This is a genomic window from Pseudomonas resinovorans NBRC 106553, from assembly GCF_000412695.1.
In the GTDB taxonomy this organism is placed as follows: Bacteria; Pseudomonadota; Gammaproteobacteria; order Pseudomonadales; family Pseudomonadaceae; genus Metapseudomonas; species Metapseudomonas resinovorans_A.
Genome location: NC_021499.1, coordinates 228,324 through 254,907, shown reverse-complemented (window position 1 = coordinate 254,907; position 26,584 = coordinate 228,324). Strand labels below are relative to the sequence as shown.

Genomic DNA, 26,584 nt, shown 5'->3' with positions numbered 1-26,584 from the left:
CTTGCGGATGGGGAATGGCACAGGTTCATCCTCATGTTGTATCCGGCTCGGCCGGAAAAAGCCCGGGGCAGTCCCACTATCCGGGCCATTGAACTCGCTGTATCGCTCAGCGCGGTCCGGGCACCGGCGGGGACTCCCCGCCGGGCTCGGCAGCCGTGCTTACTTGCCCGACTTGATGGTGGTCCAGGTACGGGTCATGCCGCGCTGAACCTTCGGCGGCAGGTCCGGGAAGGCATAGAGCTTGGCCATGGTTTCCGCGCTCGGGTAGATGCCCGGGTCCTTGCGGATCGCTTCGTCAACCAGTGCGGTGGCTTCGGCGTTGCCGTTCGGGAACTGCACGAAGTTGGTGATCTCCGCCATGATTTCCGGCTTCATCAGGAAGTTCATGAAGGAGTAGGCGGCCTCGACGTTCGCAGCGTCGGCGGGGATCGCGATCATGTCGAAGAAGGTACCGGCGCCTTCCTTCGGAATGTTGTACGCGACGGTCACACCGCTCTTGGCTTCTTCGGCACGGGACTTGGCCTGGTACACGTCACCCGAGTAACCGACCGCTACGCAGAGGTTGCCGTTGGCGAGGTCGGAGATGTACTTGGACGAGTGGAAGTAAGTGATGTGCGGACGGATCTTCAGGAACAGCGCTTCGGCTTCCTTCAGTTCTTTCGGGTCCTGGCTCAGCGGATCGTGGCCCAGGTATTTCAGGGCGATCGGCAGGATCTCGGTGGGCGAGTCGAGGAAGGACACGCCGCAGGCCTTCAGCTTCTCGATGTTCTCCGGCTTGAACAGCAGGTCCCAGGAATCAACCGGGGCGTTCTCGCCCAGCACGGCCTTGACCTTCTCCGGGTTGTAGCCGATGCCGATGGAGCCCCACATGTAGGGGAAGGCGTACTGGTTGCCCGGGTCGGAAACTTCGACTGTCTTCAGCAGGTTCGGGTCCAGGTTCTTCCAGTTCGGCAGCTTGGACTTGTCCAGCGGCTGATAGACCTTGGCCTTGATCTGCTTGGCCAGGAAGTTGTTGGACGGCACCACCACGTCGTAACCGGATTTGCCGGCCAGGAGCTTGGCTTCCAGGGTCTCGTTGGAATCGAAGACGTCGTAGACGACCTTGATGCCGGTTTCCTTGGTGAACTTCTCGATGGTGTCCGGGGCGATGTAGTCAGACCAGTTGTAGACGTGCAGCACCTTGTCGTCAGCCTGCGCCATGCTGGCCACCGCACCCACGAGGGTCATGGCGAGCAGGGTCTTGCCGAAGGTTTTGATCATGCGGGTAGCTCCATTTTTGTTGAAGTGTCCGAGTGGCGTCGTACCGAATACGCACCACTCGGTGAGCCTGGCCAACGCACCGGCGAAGTCTGGCAAGTTAGAGGGCTTGGTTACAACTGCTGGCATCGCTAAATGCCAGCATCCAGGCCTCTTTTTCTTAGCCTTTTACTTCAGCCAAGGTGAGGTCCAGGCACTTGCGTGCCTTGGTCACCAGTTCGTCGACTTCATCTTTGCTGATCACCAGCGGCGGGGAAATGATCATGGTGTCCCCTACCGCGCGCATGATCAGGCCGTTCCGGAAGCAGTGCTCGCGGCACAGCATCCCGATACCACCAGCGAAACGCTCACGGGTCTGCTTGTTCTTGACCAGTTCCAGGGCCGCGACCATGCCGACACCACGCGCTTCGCCAACCAACGGGTGGTCAGCCAGCTCTTGCCAGCGCTGCTGCAAATACGGTGCCGTTTCGGCCTTGACCTTCTCGACGATCTTTTCTTCACGCAGGATGCGGATGTTTTCCAGGGCCACCGCAGCAGCCACCGGATGACCGGAGTAGGTGAAGCCGTGGTAGAACTCGCCGCCCTCGTTCAGGACCTCGACGATCTCGTCACGGACGATCACGCCGCCCATGGGGATGTAGCCCGAGGTCAGGCCCTTGGCGATCGGCATCAGGTCCGGCGCGTTGCCGTAGTACTGGCTGCCGAACCACTCGCCGGTACGGCCGAAGCCGCAGATCACTTCATCGGCGATGAAGAGGATGTCGTACTTGGCGAGGATCTCGCGGATCTTCGGCCAGTAGGTTTCCGGCGGAACGATCACGCCGCCCGCACCCTGGATAGGCTCGGCGATGAAGGCCGCGACCTTGTCTTCGCCCACTTCGAGAATCTTCTTCTCCAGCTGCTCGGCGGCCCAGACACCGAACTCGGCCGGGGCCATGTCGCCGCCCTCACCGAACCAGTAGGGCTGGTCGATGTGCTCGATGCCCGGGATCGGCAGGTCGCCCTGGCCATGCAGCGCTTTCATGCCGCCGAGGCTGACGCCGGCCACGGTGGAGCCGTGATAGCCGTTCCAGCGGCCGATGATGACTTTCTTCTGAGGCTGGCCCTTGGTCGCCCAGTAGTGGCGGACCATGCGCAGCACGGTGTCGTTGGCTTCCGAACCGGAACCGGTGAAGAACACATGGTTCATGCCTTCCGGTGCGATTTCGGCGATCGCCTTGGAGAGTTCCACCGCCGGCGGGTGCGCGGTCTGGAAGAACAGGTTGTAGAAGGGCAGTTCACGCATCTGCCGGGTCGCCGCCTGAACCAACTCCTCACGACCGTAGCCGACGTTGACGCACCACAGGCCGGCCATGCCGTCGAGGATCTTGTTGCCCTCGCTGTCCCAGATGTACACGCCTTCGGCCTTGGTGATGATCCGCGCACCCTTGGCGTTCAGCGCCTTGTAGTCGGTGAACGGCGGCAGGTGGTGGTCACGACCGAGCGCTTGCCATTCAAGGGTCTTGGGGTTGGTCACTTGGCTATTCATTTCATTACCTCATTCAACACGTATCTGGAGGGCCGGCCGAGGCGGCCGGCCTCCGTTTCCGATCAGACGGAGAGCAGCAGGAACTCGCGTTCCCAGGAGCTGATCACCCGCTTGAAGTTCTCGTGCTCGGCACGCTTGACCGCCACATAGGCGGTGACGAACTTGTCACCCAGGTAGCGCTCGATATCGCGGCAGGATTCCATGCGTTCCAGCGCGGCCTCGAGGGTCAGCGGCAGGCGCAGGTTGCGGCGCTCGTAGCCACGGCCCTTGACCGGTGCGCTGGGCTTCACGCCCTCCACCATGCCGATGTAGCCGCACAAGAGGCTCGCGGCGATGGCCAGGTAGGGGTTGGCGTCGGCACCGGCCAGGCGGTTCTCCACACGGCGGTTCTGCGGGCCGGCATCCGGCACGCGCAGGCCCACGGTGCGGTTCTCCTCGCCCCACTCCACGTTCACCGGCGCGGAGGTGTCCGGCAGGAAACGACGGAAGGAGTTCACGTTCGGCGCGAACAGCGGCAGCACTTCGGGGATGTACTTCTGCAGGCCGCCGATGTGGTGGAGGAACAGCTCGCTCATGGAGCCGTCGTCATTGGAGAAGATGTTCTTCCCGGTCTTGGCGTCGATCACGCTCTGGTGCAGGTGCATGGCACTGCCCGGCTCGTCGGTGATCGGCTTGGCCATGAAGGTCGCCGCCACGTTGTGCTTGAGCGCGGCCTCGCGCATGGTGCGCTTGAACACCAGGATCTGGTCGGCGAGGTCGAGGGCGTCGCCATGACGGAAGTTGATTTCCATCTGCGCCGGACCTTCCTCGTGGATCAGGGTGTCCAGGTCCAGGTCCTGCGTCTCGCACCAGTCGTACATATCCTCGAACAGCGGGTCGAACTCGTTCGCCGCATCGATGGAGAAGGACTGGCGACCGGTTTCCGGACGGCCCGAGCGACCCAGCGGAGCCTGCAGGGGGAAGTCCGGGTCGTCGCAACGCTTGGTCAGGTAGAACTCCATCTCCGGCGCAACGATGGGTTTCCAGCCCTTGTCGGCGTAGAGCTTGAGCACCTTCTTCAGCAGGTTGCGCGGGGACAGTTCGATGGGGTTGCCCTGCTTGTCGAAGGTGTCGTGGATCACCATCGCGGTGGGCTCGATGGCCCAGGGCACCAGATACACGGCGCTCTCGTCCGGACGGCAGAACATGTCGATGTCCGCCGGGTCGAGCAGCTCGTAATAAATGTCGTCCTCGACATAGTCGCCGGTAACGGTCTGCAGCAGCACGCTCTCGGGGAGGCGCATGCCCTTCTCGTCCAGGAACTTGTTGGTCGGCGAAATCTTACCGCGGGCAATACCGGTAAGATCGCTGATCATGCATTCAACTTCGGTGATTTTGCGTTCTTTCAGCCAGCTGGTCAGCTGGTCGAGCTTGGTAGTCATAAAGACCTCAGGGTTGAGAGCTTCGCGAGGAGGCATCTACAGGTTCTTGGCGGTTACGCACATCGAGGCGCCGCCGCGATCAGTACAGTCCGAACTGCGCAACACGGCAACTTCGCCGGTTTCCTGAAATGTTCTCCCGCTCAGCGGTGCCCCGCCTTCTCCCTGCAAGCCTCACCAAAGGCCTGGAAGATGGCGAGATAGTTCGGGTTGGTCCGCACTTGCCACTCGGGATGCCATTGCACCCCCAGGGCAAAGCTCCTGGCGCCCTCGACCGAAAAGGCCTCGACCAACCCGTCGGGCGCCAGTGCTTCTACTCGCAGGCCCGGCGCCAGACGTTCAACGCCCTGGCCATGTATGGAATTGACCTGGATCTCGGACGGCAAGCCGATGCCGTCGAGAACACCACCCGGCTGCACCCTGAGCGGGTGACGGGCGGCATATTGCACCTCGAGCGGCTCGTTGGCCGGCTCGCGGTGGTCCATGAATCCTTCTACTTGATGCACGCGCTGGTGCAGTGTGCCGCCAAAGGCTACGTTCATTTCCTGGAACCCACGGCAAATGCCCAGTACGGGAATCCCGGCGGCGATGGCCGCGCGGACCAGGGGAAGCGTAGTGCGATCCCGGGCGGGATCGTGGCGAGTGCCTGGCTCGGATGCGGGCCCACTATAATGATGGGGTTCCACATTGGATGGTGAGCCGGTGAAGAGCAAACCATCCAGGCTTGCAAGGAGAGTCGCCTGATCCATCAGCTCCGCCAGGGCCGGGATCACCAGCGGTACACCGCCAGCTCCGAGCGCGACTGCGCGGACATATTTGTCGCCAGCTATATGATAGGTCTGAGGACCGAATTCTCTGGTGCAAGCGGACACGCCGATCAACGGCAGGCGAGACATGAGACACCCGTATTATTTGTCTGTTATGGGTTTCGACCGAGCTTAGCGTTGTTCATTTTTTTACACAATAGGGCTGTAAAAAATTGAACACGCCCCACTGAGCACCGCATCCAGTGAGGCCAGGAGAGCGATCAGAATGCCTCACAACGCCCAAAAACTGGCCATCGAGCCCGGTTTTGGGGCAAAATAGGGCTCGCTTGACATAAAGGGGTGATTCGGATTGACTCACACCTTAAATAGAGCGTGATTGATATTTTTAACAAAAAAGGTGTTGCATCATGTCGGTACCCCCGCGTGCCGTTCAGCTTCAAGAAGCGAACGAGTTCCTTAAGGAGCATCCTGAGGTCCAGTTCGTAGACCTGTTGATTGCAGATATGAATGGAGTGGTGCGAGGCAAGCGGATCGAACGCGCCAGCCTCACTAAAGTCTACGAAAAAGGCATCAACCTCCCCGCATCCATCTTCGCTCTCGATATCAACGGTTCCACCGTCGAAAGCACCGGCCTCGGCCTGGACATCGGTGACGCCGACCGCATCTGCTATCCCATCCCCGATACCCTCAGCGACGAGCCCTGGCAGAAGCGCCCCACCGCTCAGCTGCTGATGACCATGCACGAGATCGAAGGCGAGCCGTTCTTCGCCGATCCGCGCGAAGTCCTGCGTCAGGTGGTGCAGAAATTCGACGAACTCGGCCTGACCATCTGCGCCGCCTTCGAGCTGGAGTTCTACCTGATCGATCAGGAGAACATCAACGGCCGTCCGCAGCCGCCGCGCTCGCCGATTTCCGGCAAGCGTCCGCAGTCGACCCAGGTCTACCTGATCGACGACCTGGACGAGTACGCCGACTGCCTGCAGGACATCCTCGAAGGCGCCAAGGTCCAGGGCATCCCTGCCGACGCCATCGTCAAGGAAAGCGCCCCGGCCCAGTTCGAGGTCAACCTGCACCACGTCGAGGACGCCCTCAAGGCTTGCGACTACGCGGTACTGCTCAAGCGCCTGATCAAGAACATCGCCTACGACCATGAAATGGACACCACCTTCATGGCCAAGCCCTATCCGGGCCAGGCGGGCAACGGCCTGCATGTGCATATCTCGCTGATCGACAAGAAGACCGGCAAGAACATCTTCGCTGCCGATGATCCCGAGCAGAACGCCGCCTTGCGCCATGCGGTCGGCGGTGTGCTCGAGACCATGCCTGCGTCCATGGGCTTCCTGTGCCCGAACGTGAACTCCTATCGCCGTTTCGGCGCGCAGTTCTACGTACCGAACGCACCGAGCTGGGGTCTGGACAACCGCACCGTGGCGGTCCGCGTGCCCACCGGCAGCGCCGATGCCGTGCGCATCGAACACCGCGTGGCCGGCGCCGATGCCAACCCCTACCTGATGATGTCGGCGATCCTGGCGGGCATCCACCATGGCCTGACCAACAAGATCGAGCCGGGTGCGCCCATCGAAGGCAACTCCTACGAGCAGCTGGAACAGAGCCTGCCGAACAACCTGCGCGACGCCCTGCGCGAGTTGGACGACAGTGAAGTTCTGGCCAAGTACATCAGCCCGGATTACATCGACATCTTCGTCGCCTGTAAGGAAAGCGAGCTGGAGGAGTTCGAACACTCCATCTCCGACCTCGAATACAACTGGTATCTGCATACCGTGTAAGCGAGTCGACAACGCCGGCCCCAGGGCCGGCGTTGTTGTATCTGCAACCTGGTAACACCCCGGCGCAGCAGGCCATTCCGGTCGACGGCGCCTTGCAGCACCCGAAAGCCAGCACAAACAGAACCCGCATGCTCTACCAAGGAGGACGTCATGCCCCGTTTGCTTGCCCCGCTGTTGCTCGCAATGCTCCCCGCACTGGCCCAGGCCGAAGACCTGATCCACGTGTACAACTGGAACGACTACATCGCACCGCAAGTGCTTGAAGAGTTCCAGAAGGAAACCGGCATCAAGGTCGACTACCGCACCTTCAGCAGCGCCGAGGAACTGGACAAGGCACTGGCCAGCGGCGAGCCCATCGACGTCGCCGTCCCCTCCCACAACGACCTGCCGCGCCTGATCAAGGATGGCCGCCTGCAGCCCCTGGACTTCTCCCGGCTGCCCAACCGGCAGCACCTGGACAAGCAGCTGCTGAGCAAGCTGGCCGCCATGGACCCGCAGAACCAGCACGCCGTGCCCTATCTCTGGGGCGCCGTCGGCCTGGCGGTGAATACGCCGAAGGCGGAAGCAGCCTTCGGCGGCCCGCTGCCCCACAGCTGGAGCCTGCTGTTCGACGCCGAGCAGAGCGCGCGCCTCGGCAAGTGCGGCATCAGCCTGCTGGACGCCCCCGATGAAACCCTCGCCGTGCTGCTCAACTACCAGGGCCGCAACCTCTCCCGCAGCGCGCCGAGCCGCCTCAAGCGCAGCGCCGAGACCCTCGTGGCCCTGCGCCCGAACCTGCGCTACGTCGACAGCGAGCGCTACATCGCCGACCTCAACGCCGGCAACCTGTGCGTCGCCATGGCCTGGGTCGGCGACGCGCTGAACGCCGCCGCGGCCGGTCAGCCGGTGACCTTCATGGTCCCGGAGGAAGGCTCGGTGCTGTTCATCGACAACCTGACGATCCCCAAGAGCGCCAACCGCGCCGACCTCGCGCACAAGTTCATCGACTTCATGCTGCGCCCGGAGGTGGCGGCGAAGGTCACCAGCGCCACCCTCTACCCCAGCGGCAACGCCGACGCCCGCCAGTATCTGGACGAGAACTTGCGCAACCAGCCCGGCCTCTACCCGGACAAGGACACCAAGCGCCGCCTGTTCCCGGTGGAGCCCGTGCCGGAAAAACTCAGCGCCACCCGTGACGAGGTCTGGACCGCGTTCCGCGAAGGTCAGTAGCACCGGGGTTCCGTAGGTTGGGCTGAGGTACGAAGCCCAACATGGTGGGCAGTAGCGAAGAGTTGGGCCTCGCTACGCTCGGCGCCAACCTACGGCCGTGAGCGAATTCATTCGCGCTTGCGGCCGATCGCTTCTCTTGCCCCGAGCCCACCGCCTGGATTTCAATAGCGGCTCGTCAAAGGAGCCTCCCATGTCGCGCCCCGCCACCGCCCGCAAGCCCCGCGCCAGCAGCCAGCTGCGCATCGCCGGGATTCTCGACGCCGCCCGCGCCCTGCTGGCCGAGCAGGGCGTGGCCAACCTGTCGATCTACAGCGTCGCCGAACGCGCGGAGATGCCGCCCTCCTCCGTCTACCACTTCTTCTCCAGCGTGCCGGCGATCCTCGAGGCCCTTACCGCCGACATCCACGCCGCGTTCCGCGCCTGCCTGCAACTGCCCATCGAACATGACGGCCTGCGCCACTGGCACGATCTCTCGCGCCTGGTGGAAGAACGCATGCTGTCGATCTACGGCGCCGACGCCGCCGCGCGCCAGCTGATCCTCGCCCAGCACGGCCTCACCGAAGTCACCCAGGCCGACCGCCAGCACGACATCGAACTGGGCCGGCTGATGCACGCCCTGTTCGAGCGCCACTTCGCGCTGCCGACCTTGCCCGAGGACGTCGACGTCTTCGCCCTGGCCATGGAACTGGGCGACCGCGTCTACGCCCGCTCGGTGCAACTGCACGGCGAAATCACCCCGCGCCTGGCCGAGGAAGGCATGCGCGTGTTCGACGCCTACCTCGGGCTCTACCTGCCGCCCTTCCTGCCGAAACGGGCAACGCCCCGGGACCTCTGAGTCGATAGAAATCCGATATTTATCGGCAAATAAATCAGAATTCGGCCTCTGATAGAAAAAACACGCTTCAAATACAGATTTTTATCGGATATAAAGTCGCCATCCGCACGGCGGCCTGCCTCCGCCAGCACGGAACTGTCCCTGATTGCCGATAGATATCCGGCAATCGCTTCAACATCGTTCTGACGAGGTGTCTTCATGTCCCGCATCGTTACCGTCGCCGCCACCCAGATGGCCTGCTCCTGGAATCGCGCCGCGAACATCGCCAATGCCGAGAAGCTGGTCCGCCAGGCCGCCGCCAAGGGCGCCCAGATCATCCTGATCCAGGAGCTCTTCGAGACCCCCTACTTCTGCCAGAAGCCCAACGCGGACTACCTGCAGCTGGCCACCCCGGCCGAGACCAACGAAGCCATCGCGCACTTCCAGAACGTCGCCCGCGAACTGCAGGTGGTGCTGCCCATCAGCTTCTTCGAGCAGGCGGGCCGCGCGCGCTTCAACAGCATCGCCATCATCGACGCCGACGGCAGCAACCTCGGCGTCTACCGCAAGAGCCACATCCCGGACGGCCCCGGCTACCACGAGAAGTACTACTTCAACCCGGGCGACACCGGCTTCAAGGTATGGAACACCCGCTACGCCAAGATCGGCGTGGGCATCTGCTGGGACCAGTGGTTCCCGGAAGCGGCCCGCAGCATGGCCCTGCTGGGTGCCGAGATCCTCTTCTACCCGACCGCCATCGGCAGCGAGCCCCACGACGCCAACATCACCTCCCGTGACCACTGGCAGCGCGTGCAACAGGGCCACGCCGGCGCCAACCTGATGCCGCTGGTAGCCTCCAACCGCATCGGTCGCGAAGAGCAGGACGGCTACGACATCACCTTCTACGGCTCCTCCTTCATCGCCGACCAGTTCGGCGCCAAGGTCGAGGAACTGAACGAAACCGAGGAAGGCGTGCTGGTGCACAGCTTCAACCTGGACAAGCTGGAGCACGTCCGCAGCGCCTGGGGTGTGTTCCGCGACCGCCGCCCGAACCTATACTCCCCGATCAAGACCCTGGACGGCTCGCTCGAGTCGTAATGCCCGATGCCAGGGGCCAGCCCGATGGCGATGCACTGTTCGCCAGCGGGTTGGCCCCTGACCTTTTTTCAGACGATGGTGAGTCAATGAATACTCTGAAGAGCCTGCCCCGCGACGATGGCTTCCACATGCCGGCCGAATGGGCCCCGCATACCCGCACCTGGATGGTCTGGCCCGAGCGCCCGGACAACTGGCGCCTCGGCGGCAAGCCCGCGCAGGCGGCCTTCACCGCCGTGGCCAAGGCCATCGCGCGCTTCGAGCCGGTGACCGTCTGCGTCTCCGCCGGCCAGTACGAGAACGCCCGCGCGCGCCTCGACGAGCCCAACATCCGCGTGGTGGAAATCTCCACCGACGACGCCTGGGTCCGCGACACCGGCCCGACCTTCGTGGTCAACGACCAGGGCGACGTGCGCGGCGTGGACTGGACCTTCAACGCCTGGGGCGGCTTCGACGGCGGCCTCTACTTCCCCTGGAACCGCGATGACCAGGTGGCGCGCAAGATCCTCGAGATCGAAGGCTGCAAGCGCTACCGCACCGACGGCTTCGTGCTCGAAGGCGGCTCCATCCACGTCGATGGCGAAGGCACCCTGATCACCACCGAGGAATGCCTGCTCAACCGCAACCGCAACCCGCACCTCAGCCGCGAAGAGATCGAGGCGGTACTGCGCGAGCAACTGTCGGTGCAGACCGTGATCTGGCTGCCGGACGGCCTCTACAACGACGAGACCGACGGCCATGTGGATAACTTCTGCTGCTACGTGCGCCCCGGCGAAGTCCTGCTGGCCTGGACCGACGACCCGCACGACCCGAACTTCCCGCGCTGCCAGGCGGCCATGAAAGTGCTGGAAAGCGTCCGCGACGCCAAGGGCCGCCAACTGGTGGTGCACAAGATGCCGATCCCCGGCCCGATCTACGCCAGCGAAGAAGAATGCGCCGGCGTCGACCTGGTGGAAGGCACCCAGGAACGCGATCCGTCGATCCGCCTGGCCGGCTCCTACGTGAACTTCCTGATCGTCAACGGCGGCATCGTCGCGCCGAAGTTCGACGACGCCAAGGACGCCACCGCCGAAGCCATCCTCAAGCGCGTGTTCCCCGAGCATGAAGTGGTGATGGTGCCGGGCCGCGAGATCCTCCTCGGCGGCGGCAACATCCACTGCATCACCCAGCAGCAGCCGGCACCGCAAAAACGCTGAGCAGGCCGCAATGAACGAACCCCCGCAGATGCGGGGGTTTGTTTTTCCCGGTCCAGGGAAGCGACTTCCTGTAGGGGCGAATTCATTCGCCAAGGGCGGCGCAGCTGCCCCGAGCGATGCCGCAGGGCAGGCCTTCGGCCTGCTTGGCGAATGAATTCGCCCCTACGACAGATCCCGACCCATCCCGGGTGTGCCGATCACAGCTTGGCGATGGACACCTCGGTGGACTTCACGAAGGCGATCACTTCCGAGCCCACGCCCAGTTCCAGCTCGCGCACGGAACGGGTGGTGATCACGGAGGTGACGACGCCGGCGGCGGTCTGCACGTCGATCTCGGAAAGCACCGGGCCCTCGATGATCTCCTTGATGGTGCCTTTGAACTGGTTGCGGACGTTGATGGCTTTGATGGTCATGGCGTTGGTTCCTGTGCTCGGGGATCGATGGGGTTTGGGTCAGAGTGCCCAGCGCAGTTGCGTGGGCAGGGGGGAAACAGGTTCGGGTTCCGGCGGTGCCGAGGGCAGCGCCAGTACTCGCTCCAGGACTTCGGCCTCGAGGGCGGCCAGGCGCGCCGAGCCACGGGCACGGGGGCGATGCAGGTCCACGGCGAGATCGAGGCCGATGGCGCCTTCCTCGATCAGGATCACCCGATCGGCGACCGCCACGGCTTCGCTCACGTCGTGGGTCACCAGCAGCACGGTGAAGCCGTGCTGCTGCCAGAGGCGCTCGATCAGTTGCTGCATCTCGATGCGGGTCAGGGCATCCAGGGCACCCAGGGGCTCGTCCAGCAGCAGCAGGCGCGGCTGGTGGATCAGCGCACGGGCCAGGGCCACACGCTGCTTCTGGCCGCCGGAGAGGGCCGCTGGCCACTCGTTGGCGCGATCGGCCAGGCCCACCGCCTCCAGTGCGTCCAGGGCTCGCGGACGCCAGTTGCCGGACAGCCCCAGGCCGACGTTGTCGATCACCCGTTTCCAGGGCAGCAGGCGCGCGTCCTGGAACATCAGCCGGGTGTCCTCGCGGGCGGCTTCCAGCGCTGCCGCACCCGCCAGCAGCTCGCCACGGGAGGGCTGGTCCAGCCCCGCCAGCAGGCGCAGCAGGGTGCTCTTGCCGCAACCGCTGCGGCCGACCACGGCAACGAACTGGCCAGCGGGAATCAGCAGGTCGATGCCCTTGAGCACCTCCCGCTCGCCGAAGGACTTGCCGATGCCCTGGAGCGCCAGTGGGATGCCGCGCTTGAGGTGTTGCGGCGTCTGGGCGGCGGTCATGCGGCACCTCCCTTGGCCTGGTAGGCCGGGTGCCAGCGCAGCCAGACGCGTTCCAGGCCACGGGCGGCGACGTCGGCCAGCTTGCCGAGCACCGCGTAGAGCAGGATCGCCAGCACCACCACGTCGGTCTGCAGGAACTCGCGGGCGTTCATCGCCAGGTAGCCGATGCCGGAGCTGGCGGAAATGGTCTCGGCGACGATCAGCGTCAGCCACATGAAGCCGAGGGCGAAGCGCACCCCCACCAGGATCGAGGGCAGCGCGCCCGGCAGGATCACCTGGCGGAACAGCGCGAAACCCGACAGGCCGTAGCTGCGCGCCATCTCCACCAGCGCCGGGTCGACGTTGCGGATGCCGTGGTAGGTGTTGAGGTAGATGGGGAACAGGGTGCCGAGGGCGACCAGGAAGATCTTCGCCGACTCGTCGATGCCGAACCACAGGATCACCAGCGGGATCAGCGCCAGGTGCGGCACGTTACGGATCATCTGCACCGAGCTGTCGAGCAGGCGCTCGCCCCATTTCGACAGGCCGGTGATAAATCCCAGCAGCAGGCCGAGGCCGCCGCCGATGGCGAAGCCGATACCGGCGCGCCAGCCGCTGATGGCCAGGTGGGTCCAGATCTCGCCACTGGACAGCAGGTTCCAGCCCGCCTCCAGCACGGCGCTGGGCGCCGGCAGGATGCGGGTGGAGAGCAGGCCGGTCACCACCGCGCCCTGCCAGGCCGCCAGCAGCGCCACCGGCAGGGCCCAGGGCGCCAGGCGCTGGAGTAGGGAATTGAGTGTCATGCCTGCGGCCCTCAGCTCTGCGAAGCCAGCTTGGCTTCGGGCAGCGCCTCGTTGGCCACCATCTCGCCGAACGGACTGACGAAGGCCAGGCCGTCATTGGCGCGCGGCCGCGCCACGTCCAGGTGCGGGAACAGCAGCTCGGCGACCCGGTAGGACTCCTCCAGGTGCGGGTAGCCGGAGAAGATGAAGGTGTCGATACCAAGGTCAGCGTATTCCTTCACCCGCGCCGCCACGGTCGGGCCATCGCCCACCAGCGCGGTGCCGGCACCGCCGCGCACCAGGCCGACGCCGGCCCAGAGGTTGGGGCTGACTTCCAGCTTGTCGCGGCGGCCGTTGTGCAGGGCGGCCATGCGTTGCTGGCCCACCGAATCGAAACGGGCGAAGGCCGCCTGGGCCTTGGCGATGGTGGCGTCGTCGAGGTTCTCGATCAGGCGGTCGGCGGCGGCCCAGGCGGCTTCATTGGTTTCGCGCACGATGACGTGCAGGCGAATGCCGAAGCGCACCGTGCGGCCCTGTTTGGCGGCCTTGGCGCGGACCTGCTCGATCTTCTCCTTCACCGCCGCCGGCGGTTCGCCCCAGGTCAGGTACAGCTCGACCTGCTCGGCGGCCAGGTCCTGGGCGGCTTCGGACGAGCCACCGAAGTACAGCGGCGGACGCGGCTGCTGCAACGGCGGGTAGAACAGCTTGGCGCCCTTCACCTGGATGTGCTTGCCGTCGTAGTCGACGGTTTCGCCCTCCAGCACGCGGCGCCAGATGCGGGTGAACTCCACCGATGCTTCGTAGCGTTCTTCATGGTTCAGGTGCAGGCCATCGGCGGCCAGTTCGTCCGGGTCGCCACCCGTGACCAGGTTGAACAGCGCGCGGCCGCCGGACAGGCGATCCAGGGTCGCCGCCTGGCGCGCGGCCACGGTGGGCGAAATGATCCCGGGGCGCAGGGCCACCAGGAACTTCAGGCGCTGGGTCACCGGGATCAGCGACGCGGCCACCAGCCAGGAGTCCTCGCAGGAACGCCCGGTGGGGATCAGCACACCGCCGAAACCGAGGCGGTCGGCCGCTTGGGCGATCTGTTGCAGGTAGCCGTGGTCGACGGCGCGGGCGCCCTCGGATGTGCCGAGGTAGTGGCCATCGCCGTGAGTCGGCAGGAACCAGAAGATGTTCAAGCTCATGGAGTCGTCTCCTTGGGAATTCGTCGCCCCCCTCCCTCCTGGGAGAGGGGCCGATTGATTACTGCTGGGCCACCTTGGCCGGGGGCGTCCAGATGACGTCGGCGATGCTGAGTTTTTTCGGGATCAGTTTCAGCGCGGTGAAGGTGTCGGCGATCTTCTGCTGGGCGGCGACCACCTCGGGGGTCAGCGGCTGGGCACCGTAGCCCTGGCGCTTCACCGCGATGGAGGTGATGTCCTTGGACAGGCCGAGCAGCGGCGCCACCTGTTCGGTGACCTTGTCCGGATCGGCCTTGGAGTCCTCGCCCACGGCGCGCACTTCCTCGATCAGGGTGTTGATCACCTGCGGGTGCTTCTGGGCGTAGGGGCGGGTCGCCAGGTAGAACTGGTGGTTGTCGACGATGCCTTGGCCATTGCGCAGGGTGCGGGCCTCGAGCTGCTGCTCGGCGGCCGCCTGGAAGGGGTCCCAGATCACCCAGGCGTCCACGCTGCCACGCTCGAAGGCGGCGCGGGCGTCGGCCGGGGGCAGGTACACGGGCTGGATGTCGCTGTATTTCAGGCCGGCCTCTTCCAGGGCGCGGACCAGCAGGTAGTGGACGTTGGAGCCCTTGTTCAGGGCGACCTTCTTGCCGGCCAGTTCCTTCACCGACTGGATGGAGGAGCCCTTGGGCACCAGGATCGCCTCGCTGGTGGGCGCCGGCGGCTCATAGGCCACGTAGAGCAGGTCGGCACCGGCGGCCTGGGCGAACACCGGCGGGGTCTCGCCGGTCACGCCGAAGTCGATGGAACCCACGTTCAGCCCTTCCAGCAGCTGCGGGCCACCGGGGAACTCGGTCCATTTGACCTCGACGCCCTGTTCGGCCAGGCGCTTCTCCAGCGTTCCCTTGGCCTTGAGCAGCACCAGGGTGCCGTATTTCTGGTAGCCGATCCGCAGGGTCTCGGCCTGTGCCTGGGTGATGGCGCCGAAAGCCAGGGCAGCCGCGAACAGGGCAGCCAGGCTCCGACGCAAAGTGATGGTGCGCATGGCGCTCTCCTCATGACTTCGCTTTGGGTGTCGTTGCCTGCTGGCCCGTTGACGGGAGAGTAAGGCGGGGTTCGTTGCGGGCGCGCGAGGCGCCGGGTGGATCAGCGGTTGGGTTGCGGGGTCAGGCGCAGGTACGGCCGGACCGCCTTGTAGCCACGCGGGAAGCGCTGGCGGATCTCGTCTTCATCCTTGAGCGAGGGCACGATCACCACGTCGTCACCGTCCTGCCAGTTGGCGGGGGTGGCGACCTTGTGGTTGTCGGTCAGCTGCAGGGAGTCGATCACCCGCAGGATCTCGTTGAAGTTGCGCCCGGTGCTGGCCGGGTAGGTGATGGTCAGGCGCACCTTCTTGTTCGGGTCGATGATGAACAGCGAACGCACGGTGAGGGTGTCGTTGGCGTTCGGGTGGATCAGGTCGTAGAGGTCGGATACCCGGCGGTCGGCGTCGGCGATGATCGGGAAGTTCACCAGGGTGCCCTGGGTGTCGTTGATGTCATCGATCCAGCGGTGATGGGACTCCACCGGGTCCACCGACAAGGCGATGGCCTTCACCCCACGGGCGGCGAACTGGTCCTTCAGCTTGGCGGTGAAGCCGAGCTCCGTGGTGCACACCGGGGTGAAGTCGGCCGGGTGGGAGAACAGCACGGCCCAGCTGCCGCCCAGCCATTCGTGGAAGCGAATGGGGCCTTCGCTGGAGTCCTGCTCGAAGTCGGGGGCGATGTCGCCAAGGCGGATACTCATGGTGCTGCTCCTGTGTCTGTTGTCGTTCCGTGGGGCTCACTATGGGCACTTGCTTTGAAAATTAAAAAGAATAAATAACAATTTATTTATGCGATTTGGAGATAATAAAATTCAGACGTGAAAAAGCCGGAAACCCTCTGGAACAGGGTCTCCAGCTTTCATATGGCGCCAATCGGTAGGCTGGGTAGAGGCACGCGGCTCCCCGTTGGGCTTCGCTGCGCTCTGCACCAACCTACGGAATCACTGCGTTTTTCCATCCACCAGCGGTGCGATTCCGGGCCCCGAATGGTGGATCGATGAAGCGTGATCCACCCTACGACGCATCACCCGTAGGTTGGGTAGAGGAACGAAACCCAACAAGCGGAGCCCCGTTGGCGACACCCCACGGAATCACCGCGCGTCACCCAAGGGTGGATGGCGCTTTTTCCATCCACTAGCGGTGTGATTCCGGGCCCCGGATGGTGGATCGATGAAGCGTGATCCACCCGATGCGCCCCCCGTAGGTTGGGTAGAGGAACGAAACCCAACAGGCGGAGCCCCGTCGGACGCACCCCGTTGGGCTTCGCTGCGCTCTGCAGCAACCTACGGAACCACCGCGCCTTACAGCAGGGTCAGGGTGTAGCTCAGGATCAGGCGGTTCTCGTCCTGGTCGCGGGCCGCGTCGCTGCGCAGCACGGTGTTACGCCAGGACAGGCCCAGGCCCTTGAGCGGACCGTCCTGCAGCACGTAGTCGAGGCGGAAATCCCGTTCCCATTCGCCCTGGTCGCTGCCCTGGGTCTCGATGTTGCTGCCCTTCAGGTAGGTGGTCGTCGCCTTCAGGCCCGGCACGCCGAGCTTGGCGAAGTCGTAGCCGTACTCGGCCACCCAGGTGCGCTCGCCGGCGCTGAGGAACTTGCCGATCTGGCGGTCGGTGATCAGGTAGGCGGTGGCGCCGTCGCCCTGGTTGAGGAAGGGGAAGGCGCTGTCGCCGGACACCTGCTGGTAGCCCAGGCTGGCCGCGTGGCCGCCGAGGGTGTAGGTGAAGAAGGCGCTCCAGGTGCGGTTGTCCACCTCGCCCTTGTTCGGGTCGTTGGCCGCCCAGTTGCCGCTGCTGACGAAGCCTTCGCCACGGCCGGCGACGCTGGCGTTCTTGCCATCGGAGTCGCTGTAGAAGTAGCGCAGGTCGGACTTCAGCGCGCCCACCGGCAGCGCCCAGTTGTGGGTCAGGCCCACGAAGTGCTGCTGGTAGAAGTCTTCCAGGTTGCCGTAGTAGTACTGGGCGAGCAGGTTGTCGCTGACCTTGTAGTCGCCGCCGGCGAAGTAGAAGGTGTTGACGAACTGGCCGCTGCGGGCGTTGTTCGCGCCGGCGATCGACAGGCCGCGGGCGTCGCTGGAGTTACGCCCCTTGGCGTGTTCCAGCTGGCCGCCGACCAGGGTCAGGCCGGCGATCTCGTTGGAGGTGATCTGCCCGCCCTCGAAGGTCTGCGGTAGCAGGCGGCCGTCGTTGTAGGTCACCACCGGCAGCTTGGGCAGCAGGGTGCCGATGCGCCCTTCGGTCTTGGAGATACGCACCTTGCCGGTCAGGCCCAGGCTGCCGAAGTCGTCCTTGGCGCGGCCGTCGTTGTCGGTGGGGAACACGGTGCCGCCGTAGTTGCTGCTGGTGGGGTTGTAGTGACGGCCCTTGCCGGAATCCAGCTTGACGCCCAGAAGGCCGAGGGCGTCGACGCCCACGCCGACGGTGCCTTCGGTGAAGCCCGAGGCGTAGTTGAACAGGAAGCCCTGGCCCCACTCCTCCTGCTTGGACGGCGAGGCGGTGCCTTCGCGGTTGTCCTGGTTGATGTAGAAGTTGCGCAGGGTCAGGCTGGCCTTGCTGTCTTCGATGAAACCGCCGGCGGATGCCTGCTGGGCCAGGACGCCGAGGGCGACGGCCAGGGCGAGGGAGGACTTGTTCATGCTCGATGCTCCATTGCGATCTTGTAAGGGTGTTCAAGCGCCCGGAGCAGGAGCAAGCGCGACGCGCCGCTGCGTGACCTTGAAGCCACTGTCGTTTTCACTGGCTCCGGTGCAAGTTCGATGCGGCGGTCCGCTTTCGGTAGGTCGCCACTCTAGGGGGAGAAACTAATTTCCAAAAAGAATTATTTTTTAGATTTAAATGTCTTTTGGGAATAAGAGAAGTCTGATGTTCCTGTAGGGAGCAGACCTAAGCTAATTCCATAAAGGTATTTGAGAGACATCTTTTAGATCGTTAGCTTTAGCCAACCGGAACACCGGACGACCCCCCATCCAGCGTCCCCTGTTCCGGCCTCGTTGCGTGCCGGACAGCCCAGTCAACGAGGTGCCCATGTCCCACTCGCGTTCCTTCAGCCGCCGAACCCTGCTCGCACTCGCCCTGGCCACCGGCCTGGTGAGCGCGCTGCCGGTCGATGCCTCCACCCCGCTGCGCATCGGCTACCAGAAGTCCTCCACCCTGATCACCCTGCTGAAAGCCCAGGGCACCCTGGAGCGTGAGCTGGGCAAGCAGGACATCAACGTCAGCTGGCACGAGTTCGCCAGCGGCCAGCCCCTGCTGGAAGCCCTCAACGTCGGCAATATCGATCTCTCCGCCGATGTCGCGGACACCGTGCCGGTCTTCGCCCAGGCCGCCGGCGCCCAGCTCGCCTACTTCGCCCTGGAGGCCCCCTCGCCCTCCGCCCAGGCCATCGTCGTGCACCAGGACTCACCGCTGAAGAGCCCGGCCGACCTCAAGGGCAAGACCGTCGCCGTGACCAAGGCCGCCGGCAGCCACTACCTGCTGATCGCGGCCCTGGCCAAGGCCGGCCTGAAGTTCTCCGACATCAAGCCGGCGTACCTGACCCCGGCCGATGGCCGCGCCGCCTTCGAGAACCACAAGGTGGATGCCTGGGTGACCTGGGAGCCCTTCCTCAGCACCGCGCGCAACCAGCTGCCCACCCGCACCCTGGCCGATGGCGCCGCCCTGGCGCAGTACCAGCGCTACTACCTGACCAGTACGGCCTACGCCAAGGCCCATCCCGAGGTGCTGGATACCGTCTTCGTCGAACTGGTGAAGGCCGGCGACTGGCTCCGCGCCCACCCGCGCGAGGCCGCGGTGATCCTCGCGCCGCAATGGGGCGGCCTGGACCCGGCCATCGTCGAGCGCGCCAACGCCCAGCGCAGCTACCAGGTACAGGCGGTGCGGGCCGACAGCCTCAAGGAGCAACAGAAGATCGCCGACGCCTTCTTCGGTGCCGGCCTGCTGCCCAAGCCCGTGGACACCCGCAAGGTCGCCATCTGGAGCCCGGAGAAGCAGTGATGACCGCCGGATTGCGCCTGCCGCCGGACAACCGCGGCGATGCCCCCCTGTTCGACCCGCGCCTGTTCCCCGTCGACCTCGGGCCCTACGCCGAACGCGTCGAGCACCTCAGCCGCCAACTGGCCGCCAGCGCCGTCGAACGCGACCGCGATGGCGGCAGCGCACCCCGGGAGCGCGAGCTGCTGCGCGCCAGCGGCCTGCTGACCCTCGCCGTTCCCTCGGCCCATGGCGGCCAGGGCGCCCCCTGGCCACTGATCTACCGCATCGTTCGCCAACTGGCCGCGGTGGACAGCTCCCTGGCCCACCTCTTCGCCTTCCAGCACCTGCAGGTCGCCACCCTGCAGCTGTTCGGCAACCCGGCACAACAGCGCCACTGGCTGGGCCGCACCGTGCAGGAGCGCTGGTTCTGGGGCAACGCCACCAATGGTCGCGATCGCCGCCTGCACCTCAATCGACGCGACGAGCACTACGAGCTGAACGGCTGCAAGTCGTTCTGCTCCGGGGCGCTCGGGGCCGACGCGCTGATCGTCAGCGCCCCCCGCGGGCACAGCAGCGATGACCGGGTCTTCCTGGTGCTGCCGACCCAGCGCGAAGGCCTGGCGATCAACGACGACTGGGACGGCTTCGGCCAACGCCAGACCGACAGCGGCTCGGTGCAGTTCGAGAACGTCTTCGTGCACAGCGAGGAGCTCCTCGGCCCCAGCGGCGCCAGCCCGCGCAGCACCCTGCGCGCCTGCCTGTCGCAGCTGGTGCTGGTGCAGCTTTATCTGGGCAACGCCCAGGGCGCGCTGGAGGCGGCCCTGCGCTACACCCGCGAGCAGGCGCGCCCCAGGGCCGGCGCCGAGGTGCTCAGCGCCAGCGACGACCCTTATGCGCAACAACGCTTCGGCGACCTCTGGCTGCGCTATCGCAGCGCCCTGCCACTGGCCGAAGAGGCCGCCCAACGCCTGCAGGCGGCCTGGGATCGCCCCGCGCTGACGGCCGCCGAACGTGGCGAGGTGGCCCTGGCCATCGCCGAAGCCAAGGTGGTGTCGGCCCGCGCGGCGCTCGAGATCACCGCGCAGATCTTCGACAACCTGGGCGCCAGCGCCACGTCGGCACGCCATGGCCTGGACCGCTTCTGGCGCAACGTGCGGGTCCACAGCCTGCACGATCCGCTGGACTACAAGAGCCGCGATATCGGCCGCTGGTTGTTGAATAACCAGCTGCCGACGCCGTCGATCTACAGCTGACTCCCGCTCATAAGCTAATGCTAAAAAATTATTTATTTTAAGTTTTTTAGATCATTTAGATTCTCTTCACCGGACCACCGGACAACGCTAGACACACAGCATTCCCCTGTCCCGTGGACCGGCCTCCAAGACCGGCCCCAGCCCGTTGAGGAGCTCCACCATGATCCCGTCCCTGTTCCCCCGTCGCCTGCTGGCGGCCATTACCCTCGGCGGCCTGGCACTCAGCGCCCAGGCCGCGGACTTCACCGTCGCCTACCAGACCACCGTCGACCCGGCCAAGGTGGCCCAGGCCGACGGCGCCTATGAAAAGGCCAGCAAGTCCGAAATCGATTGGCGCAAGTTCGACAGCGGTGCCGAAGTCATCACCGCCGTCGCCTCCGGTGACGTGCAGATCGGCTATGTCGGCTCCAGCCCGCTGGCCGCCGCCGCCACCCGCCAGCTGCCGATCCAGACCTTCCTCATCGCCACCCAGATCGGCGATGCCGAGGCCCTGGTGGCCCGCAACGGCGCCGGCATCAGCAAGCCCGAGGACCTGATCGGCAAGAAGATCGCCGTGCCCTTCGTCTCCACCGGCCACTACAGCCTGCTGGCCGCCCTCAAGCACTGGCAGATCGACCCCACCAAGGTGACCATCCTCAACCTCGCGCCGCCGGCCATCGTCGCCGCCTGGCAACGGGGCGACATCGACGCCACCTACGTCTGGGACCCGGCCCTGGGCGTGGCCAAGTCCTCCGGCAAGGTACTGATCAGCTCCGCCGAACTGGGCAAGCTGGGCGCGCCCACCTTCGACGCCTGGATCGTGCGCAAGGACTTCGCCGAGAAGCACCCCGAGGTGGTCCGCGCCTTCGCCAAGGTGACCCTCGACGCCTACGCCGACTACCGCAAGGACCCGCAAGCCTGGCTGGCCGACAAGGGCAACATCGACAAGCTGGTGAAGCTCTCCGGCGCCAAGGCCGAGGACATTCCGCTGCTGCTGCAGGGCAACGTCTTCCCGCTCGCCGCCGACCAGGCCACCGCCCTCGGCGCGCCGACCACCCAGGCCATCAGCGAGACCGCGCGCTTCCTCAAGGAGCAGGGCAAGGTCGAGGCCGTGCTGCCTGATTACGCCCCTTACGTCAGCTCCAAGTACGTAACCAATTGATCCGCTGATTGGCTGCGCGTCGGCGTGGCGTTGTTGAAAACGACCTCGAACTGCTCACTTACAACAGTAAGCTCCGCGTTCTCGGTCGTTTTCGCCTAGCCACGCTCTAGCTCGCTCAATCAGCCCTGCAATGAGCACTCGAAAAATGGCCCTACTCCAGCTGGAGCGCATCAGCGCACAGTACCCAGGCGCGGCCGAGCCGGTACTGACCGATATTTCCCTCGACCTCGGCCCCGGCGAGTTGTTGGTGGCCCTCGGGCCGTCCGGCAGCGGCAAGACCACCCTGCTCAACCTGATCGCCGGCTTCGTCGCCCCCAGCGCCGGCCGCATCAGCCTCGACGGCGCGCCCGTCACCGGCCCCGGTGCCGAGCGCGGCGTGGTCTTCCAGGACGACGCCCTGCTGCCCTGGCAGGACGTGATCGGCAATGTCGCCTTCGGCCTGGAACTGGCCGGCGTGCCCCGCGCCGAACGCGAGGCCCGGGCCCGTGACATGCTCGCCCTGGTGGACCTGGCCGGTTTCGAGCGGCGGCACATCTGGGAACTCTCCGGCGGCCAGAAACAGCGTGTCGGCATCGCCCGCGCCCTGGCCGCCGAACCCCGCGTGCTGCTGATGGACGAACCCTTCGGGGCACTGGACGCTTTCACCCGCGAACAGATGCAGGAACTGCTCCTGCAGGTCTGGCGGCGCACCGCCAAGCCGGTATTCCTGATTACCCACGACATCGAGGAAGCGGTGTTCCTCGCCAGCGAACTCATCCTCCTGTCGCCCAACCCCGGGCGCATCAGCGAGCGCCTGCGCCTGGACTTCGGCCAGCGCTACGCCGCCGGGGAAAGCGCGCGGGCGATCAAGTCCGACCCGCGCTTCATCGAAACCCGCGAGCACGTGCTCGCCCAGGTCTTCGCCGAACGCCAGAGGAGAAGCGCATGAGCAGCCTCGACCTGCCCCTGGCCGCCAAGGCCAGCACCCGCACGCCGGCCCGGCGCGGCCGCCCGCTGAATACCACGGGCATCAGCCTGCTGACCCTGGCAAGCCTGCTCTTCACCTGGTGGGCGGTGACCAGCGCCGGCCTGATCGAGCCGCTGTTCCTGCCCAGCCCCCAGGCCGTGGCGCGCAAGGGCTGGCTGCTGCTGACCCAGGGCTACATGGACGCCAGCCTCTGGCAGCACCTGGGCGCCAGCCTCGGACGCATAGGCGTCGCCCTGCTGGCGGCGGTGCTGTCCGCCGTGCCGCTGGGCATCGCCATCGGCCGCAACCGCATCGCCCGGGGCATCTTCGACCCGCTGATCGAGTTCTACCGGCCCATCCCGCCGCTGGCCTACCTGCCGCTGATCGTCATCTGGTGCGGCATCGGCGAGCTGTCCAAGGTGCTGCTGATCTTCCTGGCGATCTTCGCCCCCATCGCCATCGCCACCGCCACCGGTGTGCGCAACGTCGACCCGGTGCGCTTGCGCGCCGCGCAATCCCTGGGCGCCAGCCAGTCCCAGCTGATCCGCCACGTGATCCTGCCCAGCGCGCTGCCGGACATCCTCACCGGCGTGCGCATCGGCCTGGGCGTCGGCTGGTCCACCCTGGTGGCCGCCGAACTGGTGGCCGCCACCCGTGGCCTGGGCTTCATGGTGCAGTCGGCGGCGCAGTTCCTGGTCACCGACGTGGTGATCCTCGGCATCCTCGTGATCGCCCTGATCGCCTTCGCCCTGGAACTCGGCCTGCGCGCCCTGCAACGCAAGCTCGTGCCCTGGCACGGGCAGAGCCGCTAGCCCCTCTTTCTCGTTGGGCTTCGCTGCGCTCTACCCAACCTACCGCACTCCGTAGGTTGGGTCGGGCGGCGTTCCGCGAGCGCAGCGAAGCCCAACACAGCCGATCCCCGAGAGTCCGCCATGACCCTGCATATCACCCCGTTGTCCCCCGCCCTCGGCGCCGTCGTCGCAGGCCTCGACCTGGCCCTCCCCCTCGACGCCGCCCAACGCGAGGCGGTGGAAAAGGCCCTGCTCGCCCACCAGGTGCTGTTCTTCCGCGACCAGCCGCTGGACCCGCAGAAGCAGGCGGCCTTCGCCCGCAACTTCGGCGACCTGCACATCCACCCCATCTACCCGAACATTCCCGAGCAACCGGAAGTGCTGGTGCTGGATACCGCCGTCACCGACGTGCGCGACAACGCCCTCTGGCACACCGACGTGACCTTCCTGGAAACCCCGGCCCTGGGCGCGGTGCTGGCCGCCAAGCAGCTGCCGCCCTACGGCGGCGACACCCTCTGGGCCAGCAGCAGCGCGGCCTATGACACCCTGTCGGCGCCGATCCAGCGTCTGCTGGAGGGCCTCACCGCCACCCACGACCTGTCCCGCGCCTTCCCGGAGGAACGCTTCAGCCTCACGGCCGAGGAGCACCAGCGCCTGGAAGACGCCAAGCGCAAGAACCCGCCGCGCAGCCACCCGGTGGTGCGCACCCACCCGGTCACCGGGCGCAAGGGCCTGTTCGTCAACGAGGGCTTCACCACCCGCATCAACGAACTCTCGGCGGCGGAAAGCGATGCGTTGCTGCGCTTCCTGTTCGCCCACGCCACCCGCCCGGAATTCACCATCCGCTGGCGCTGGCAGGCGAACGACGTGGCCTTCTGGGACAACCGCATCACCCAGCACTTCGCCGTCGACGACTACCGCCCCCAGCGCCGCGTGATGCACCGCGCCACCATCCTCGGCGACAAGCCCTTCTGAATCCCTGGTCTAGGCTTTCCCCTGCTGGCGCACCAGACGCCAGCAGGCCATCTGGAGAGCCCCATGACGGACCGCGTCCCCGACCACCTCGACCTGCCCGAACTCACCCTGCGCGGCCTCATCCTCGGTGCCGTCATCACCCTGGTATTCACCGCGTCCAACGTCTACCTGGGGCTCAAGGTGGGCCTGACCTTCGCCTCGTCGATTCCCGCCGCGGTGATCTCCATGGCGGTGCTGCGCTACTTCAAGGGCTCGAACATCCTCGAGAACAACATGGTGCAGACCCAGGCCTCGGCGGCCGGCACCCTGTCCTCGATCATCTTCATCCTCCCGGGCCTGCTGATGATCGGCTACTGGTCCGGCTTCCCCTTCTGGCAGACGGCGATGATCTGTGCCATCGGCGGCATCCTCGGGGTGCTCTACACCATTCCCCTGCGCCGGGTGATGGTGGTGCAGAGCGACCTGCCCTACCCCGAGGGCGTGGCGGCGGCGGAGATCCTCCGGGTCGGTAGCGAGGACGACGAGCACGACACGCCCGCCAGCCGCAGCGGCCCCGGCTTGCGCGACATACTCGGCGGCGGCCTGGTGGCCGCCGCCTTCAGCCTGTGCAGCAGCGGCTTCAAGCTGCTCGGCGAAAGCATCAGCCTGTGGCTCGGCGCCGGCCAGGCGGCCTTCCGTTTCAGCACCGGTTTCTCCTTCGCCCTGGTGGGCGCCGGCTACCTGATGGGCATCACCGCCGGTATCGCCATCCTCATCGGCGTGGTGATCTGCTGGGGCGTGGCGGTGCCGCTGCTGACGGTCAACACGGCGCCGGTGGACGGCCAGTCGATCCGCGAACTGGCTACCCAGCTGTGGAGCTCCCAGGTACGTTTCCTCGGCGCCGGCACCATCGGCATCGCCGCGCTCTGGACCCTGGCCACCCTGTTCAAGCCCATGGCCCAGGGCGTCTGGCACTCCCTGCGGGCGGTCAGCGGCAAGGGCGAGCTGAGCGACCAGCGCACCGAGCGCGACATGCCGGCGCGGGCCATCCTGCTGCTGGCCGGCCTGCTCCTGCTGGCCCTGCTCGCGGTGTTCGCCGGCTTCCTGCGGGAGGCCGCGCCGAACCTGGCCGGCGTGCACTTCTGGAGCCTGGTGGCGGTCTGTGTGTTCTTCGCCTTCATCTTCGGCTTCCTGATCGCCGCCGCGTGCGGCTACATGGCCGGCCTGGTGGGCTCCTCCAGCAGCCCGATCTCCGGCATCGGCATAATCGCGGTGATCCTGGTGTCGCTGCTGATCCTCGGCATGGGCAGCCTGGAGCCCGAGCTGCTGGCGCTCGGTGGCGGCAAGGTGGCCATCGCCCTGGCGCTGTTCACCACCTCGGTGGTGCTGGCCATCGCCGCCATTTCCAACGACAACCTGCAGGACCTCAAGACCGGCTACCTGGTGGGCGCCACGCCTTGGCGCCAGCAGGTGGCGCTGATCGTCGGCTGCCTGGTGGGCGCCCTGGTGATCCCGCCAGTGCTGGAGCTGCTCTACCAGGCCTACGGTTTTGCCGGCGCCCTGCCGCGAGAAGGCCTGGACCCGCAACAGGCCCTGGCCGCGCCCCAGGCGACCCTGCTCACCGCCATCGCCAGCGGTATTTTCCGCAACTCGCTGAACTGGAACATGATCCTCATCGGCGTGGCCCTGGGCGTCGCCCTGATCCTCGTCGACCTGATTCTGCGCCGCAGCGGCAAGGCCAGCCTGCCGGTGCTGGCGGTGGGCCTGGGCATCTACCTGCCGCCCACCATCGGCATGACCCTGACCATCGGCGCAGCCCTGGGCTGGCTGATCGACCGGCGCCTGGCGAAACGCGCGGCGGCGGCCGGACAGGACCCGGAAGCCTTCGCCGAACTGCCGCGCCGGCGTGGCGTGCTGTTGGCCTCGGGGCTGATCGTCGGCGAGAGCCTGATGGGCATCCTGCTCGCCGGGCTGATCGGCGCCAGCGGCCAGAATGCGCCCCTGGCCCTGGTGGGCGCCGACTTCGCCGAGACCGCCGAATGGCTCGGGCTCATCGTCTTCGTCCTGGTCTGCGTGGCCTTCTACCGGCGGGTGCTCGGCGCGCGCGCACCGCAATCACCGGTGGCGACACGTAGGATGGGTTGAGCCTGCGATACCCATGCGGGCGGGACTGATGGGTATCGCTCCGC

The 26,584-nt window shown here is 65.8% G+C and carries 23 protein-coding genes; 12 read left to right on the top strand and 11 right to left on the bottom strand.

Annotated features, from left to right (window positions below; translation table 11 throughout):
- Positions 1 to 159 precede the first annotated feature (159 nt).
- The 4 genes from PCA10_RS01155 to PCA10_RS01140 all read right to left on the bottom strand — a co-directional run bounded on the left by PCA10_RS01155 (position 160) and on the right by PCA10_RS01140 (position 5,099).
- Positions 160 to 1,260: a polyamine ABC transporter substrate-binding protein gene (locus PCA10_RS01155; protein ID WP_016490176.1), complete on the bottom strand. Its 1,101-nt coding sequence runs from the start codon at positions 1,258 to 1,260 to the stop codon at positions 160 to 162.
- 157 nt (positions 1,261 to 1,417) lie between these two features.
- The gene (locus PCA10_RS01150) at positions 1,418 to 2,785 is read right to left on the bottom strand and encodes an aspartate aminotransferase family protein (RefSeq protein ID WP_016490175.1); all 1,368 of its coding nucleotides are present in this window, start codon (positions 2,783 to 2,785) and stop codon (positions 1,418 to 1,420) included.
- 62 nt (positions 2,786 to 2,847) lie between these two features.
- Complete coding sequence (locus PCA10_RS01145; RefSeq protein ID WP_016490174.1) at positions 2,848 to 4,206, bottom strand: glutamine synthetase family protein; 1,359 nt, start codon at positions 4,204 to 4,206, stop codon at positions 2,848 to 2,850.
- A gap of 140 nt (positions 4,207 to 4,346) precedes the next feature.
- Entirely contained in the window at positions 4,347 to 5,099 is a 753-nt protein-coding gene (locus PCA10_RS01140) for a gamma-glutamyl-gamma-aminobutyrate hydrolase family protein (protein ID WP_016490173.1), read from the bottom strand.
- Positions 5,100 to 5,377: 278 nt separating this feature from the next.
- On the opposite strand from PCA10_RS01140, the gene PCA10_RS01135 reads away from it, so the two are divergent.
- The 5 genes from PCA10_RS01135 to aguA all read left to right on the top strand — a co-directional run bounded on the left by PCA10_RS01135 (position 5,378) and on the right by aguA (position 11,071).
- Positions 5,378 to 6,757: a glutamine synthetase family protein gene (locus tag PCA10_RS01135; RefSeq protein WP_041770086.1), complete on the top strand. Its 1,380-nt coding sequence runs from the start codon at positions 5,378 to 5,380 to the stop codon at positions 6,755 to 6,757.
- Between the two features lie 150 nt (positions 6,758 to 6,907).
- On the top strand, positions 6,908 to 7,966 hold the full coding sequence (locus tag PCA10_RS01130; RefSeq protein WP_016490171.1) for a polyamine ABC transporter substrate-binding protein: 1,059 nt from the start codon (positions 6,908 to 6,910) through the stop codon (positions 7,964 to 7,966).
- Positions 7,967 to 8,156: 190 nt separating this feature from the next.
- Positions 8,157 to 8,801 carry a TetR/AcrR family transcriptional regulator gene (locus tag PCA10_RS01125; RefSeq protein WP_016490170.1) on the top strand — a complete coding sequence of 215 codons (645 nt, stop codon included), beginning with the start codon at positions 8,157 to 8,159 and terminating at the stop codon, positions 8,799 to 8,801.
- A gap of 198 nt (positions 8,802 to 8,999) precedes the next feature.
- Complete coding sequence (gene aguB / locus PCA10_RS01120; RefSeq protein ID WP_016490169.1) at positions 9,000 to 9,878, top strand: N-carbamoylputrescine amidase; 879 nt, start codon at positions 9,000 to 9,002, stop codon at positions 9,876 to 9,878.
- An 86-nt stretch (positions 9,879 to 9,964) separates the two neighbouring features.
- The gene (aguA, locus tag PCA10_RS01115; RefSeq protein WP_016490168.1) at positions 9,965 to 11,071 is read left to right on the top strand and encodes an agmatine deiminase; all 1,107 of its coding nucleotides are present in this window, start codon (positions 9,965 to 9,967) and stop codon (positions 11,069 to 11,071) included.
- A 197-nt stretch (positions 11,072 to 11,268) separates the two neighbouring features.
- Here aguA and PCA10_RS01110 read toward each other — a convergent pair whose 3' ends face one another.
- The 7 genes from PCA10_RS01110 to PCA10_RS01080 form a co-directional block, all read right to left on the bottom strand.
- Positions 11,269 to 11,484, bottom strand: coding sequence for a TOBE domain-containing protein (locus PCA10_RS01110; RefSeq protein ID WP_016490167.1), 216 nt, complete (start codon positions 11,482 to 11,484; stop codon positions 11,269 to 11,271).
- A 39-nt stretch (positions 11,485 to 11,523) separates the two neighbouring features.
- Entirely contained in the window at positions 11,524 to 12,333 is an 810-nt protein-coding gene (ssuB, locus tag PCA10_RS01105) for an aliphatic sulfonates ABC transporter ATP-binding protein (RefSeq protein WP_016490166.1), read from the bottom strand.
- Positions 12,330 to 13,115, bottom strand: a complete 786-nt coding sequence (gene ssuC / locus PCA10_RS01100; protein WP_016490165.1) for an aliphatic sulfonate ABC transporter permease SsuC — start codon at positions 13,113 to 13,115, stop codon at positions 12,330 to 12,332. Before ssuC ends, ssuB begins: the two co-directional genes overlap by 4 nt.
- A gap of 11 nt (positions 13,116 to 13,126) precedes the next feature.
- The gene (gene ssuD / locus PCA10_RS01095) at positions 13,127 to 14,281 is read right to left on the bottom strand and encodes an FMNH2-dependent alkanesulfonate monooxygenase (RefSeq protein ID WP_016490164.1); all 1,155 of its coding nucleotides are present in this window, start codon (positions 14,279 to 14,281) and stop codon (positions 13,127 to 13,129) included.
- A gap of 58 nt (positions 14,282 to 14,339) precedes the next feature.
- Positions 14,340 to 15,302, bottom strand: a complete 963-nt coding sequence (locus tag PCA10_RS01090; RefSeq protein ID WP_016490163.1) for a sulfonate ABC transporter substrate-binding protein — start codon at positions 15,300 to 15,302, stop codon at positions 14,340 to 14,342.
- Between the two features lie 101 nt (positions 15,303 to 15,403).
- Complete coding sequence (locus PCA10_RS01085) at positions 15,404 to 16,042, bottom strand: peroxiredoxin (protein ID WP_016490162.1); 639 nt, start codon at positions 16,040 to 16,042, stop codon at positions 15,404 to 15,406.
- A 600-nt stretch (positions 16,043 to 16,642) separates the two neighbouring features.
- Positions 16,643 to 17,974 (bottom strand): OprD family porin, encoded by a 1,332-nt coding sequence (locus PCA10_RS01080; protein WP_016490161.1) that lies wholly within the window; start codon positions 17,972 to 17,974, stop codon positions 16,643 to 16,645.
- Between the two features lie 388 nt (positions 17,975 to 18,362).
- On the opposite strand from PCA10_RS01080, the gene PCA10_RS01075 reads away from it, so the two are divergent.
- From PCA10_RS01075 to PCA10_RS01045, 7 genes are all read left to right on the top strand, one after another.
- Positions 18,363 to 19,331, top strand: coding sequence for an aliphatic sulfonate ABC transporter substrate-binding protein (locus tag PCA10_RS01075; RefSeq protein WP_016490160.1), 969 nt, complete (start codon positions 18,363 to 18,365; stop codon positions 19,329 to 19,331).
- Positions 19,331 to 20,563 carry an acyl-CoA dehydrogenase family protein gene (locus tag PCA10_RS01070; protein ID WP_016490159.1) on the top strand — a complete coding sequence of 411 codons (1,233 nt, stop codon included), beginning with the start codon at positions 19,331 to 19,333 and terminating at the stop codon, positions 20,561 to 20,563. The genes PCA10_RS01075 and PCA10_RS01070 overlap by 1 nt, the downstream gene beginning before the upstream one ends.
- 160 nt (positions 20,564 to 20,723) lie before the next feature.
- A complete protein-coding gene (gene tauA / locus PCA10_RS01065) occupies positions 20,724 to 21,704 on the top strand; it encodes a taurine ABC transporter substrate-binding protein (RefSeq protein ID WP_016490158.1) in 981 nt (326 codons plus the stop codon).
- A gap of 145 nt (positions 21,705 to 21,849) precedes the next feature.
- Positions 21,850 to 22,632, top strand: a complete 783-nt coding sequence (tauB, locus tag PCA10_RS01060) for a taurine ABC transporter ATP-binding subunit (RefSeq protein WP_016490157.1) — start codon at positions 21,850 to 21,852, stop codon at positions 22,630 to 22,632.
- A complete protein-coding gene (tauC, locus tag PCA10_RS01055; RefSeq protein WP_016490156.1) occupies positions 22,629 to 23,462 on the top strand; it encodes a taurine ABC transporter permease TauC in 834 nt (277 codons plus the stop codon). Before tauB ends, tauC begins: the two co-directional genes overlap by 4 nt.
- A gap of 120 nt (positions 23,463 to 23,582) precedes the next feature.
- Positions 23,583 to 24,416, top strand: a complete 834-nt coding sequence (tauD, locus tag PCA10_RS01050; protein ID WP_016490155.1) for a taurine dioxygenase — start codon at positions 23,583 to 23,585, stop codon at positions 24,414 to 24,416.
- A 63-nt stretch (positions 24,417 to 24,479) separates the two neighbouring features.
- The gene (locus tag PCA10_RS01045; RefSeq protein WP_016490154.1) at positions 24,480 to 26,540 is read left to right on the top strand and encodes an OPT family oligopeptide transporter; all 2,061 of its coding nucleotides are present in this window, start codon (positions 24,480 to 24,482) and stop codon (positions 26,538 to 26,540) included.
- Positions 26,541 to 26,584: the final 44 nt, after the last annotated feature.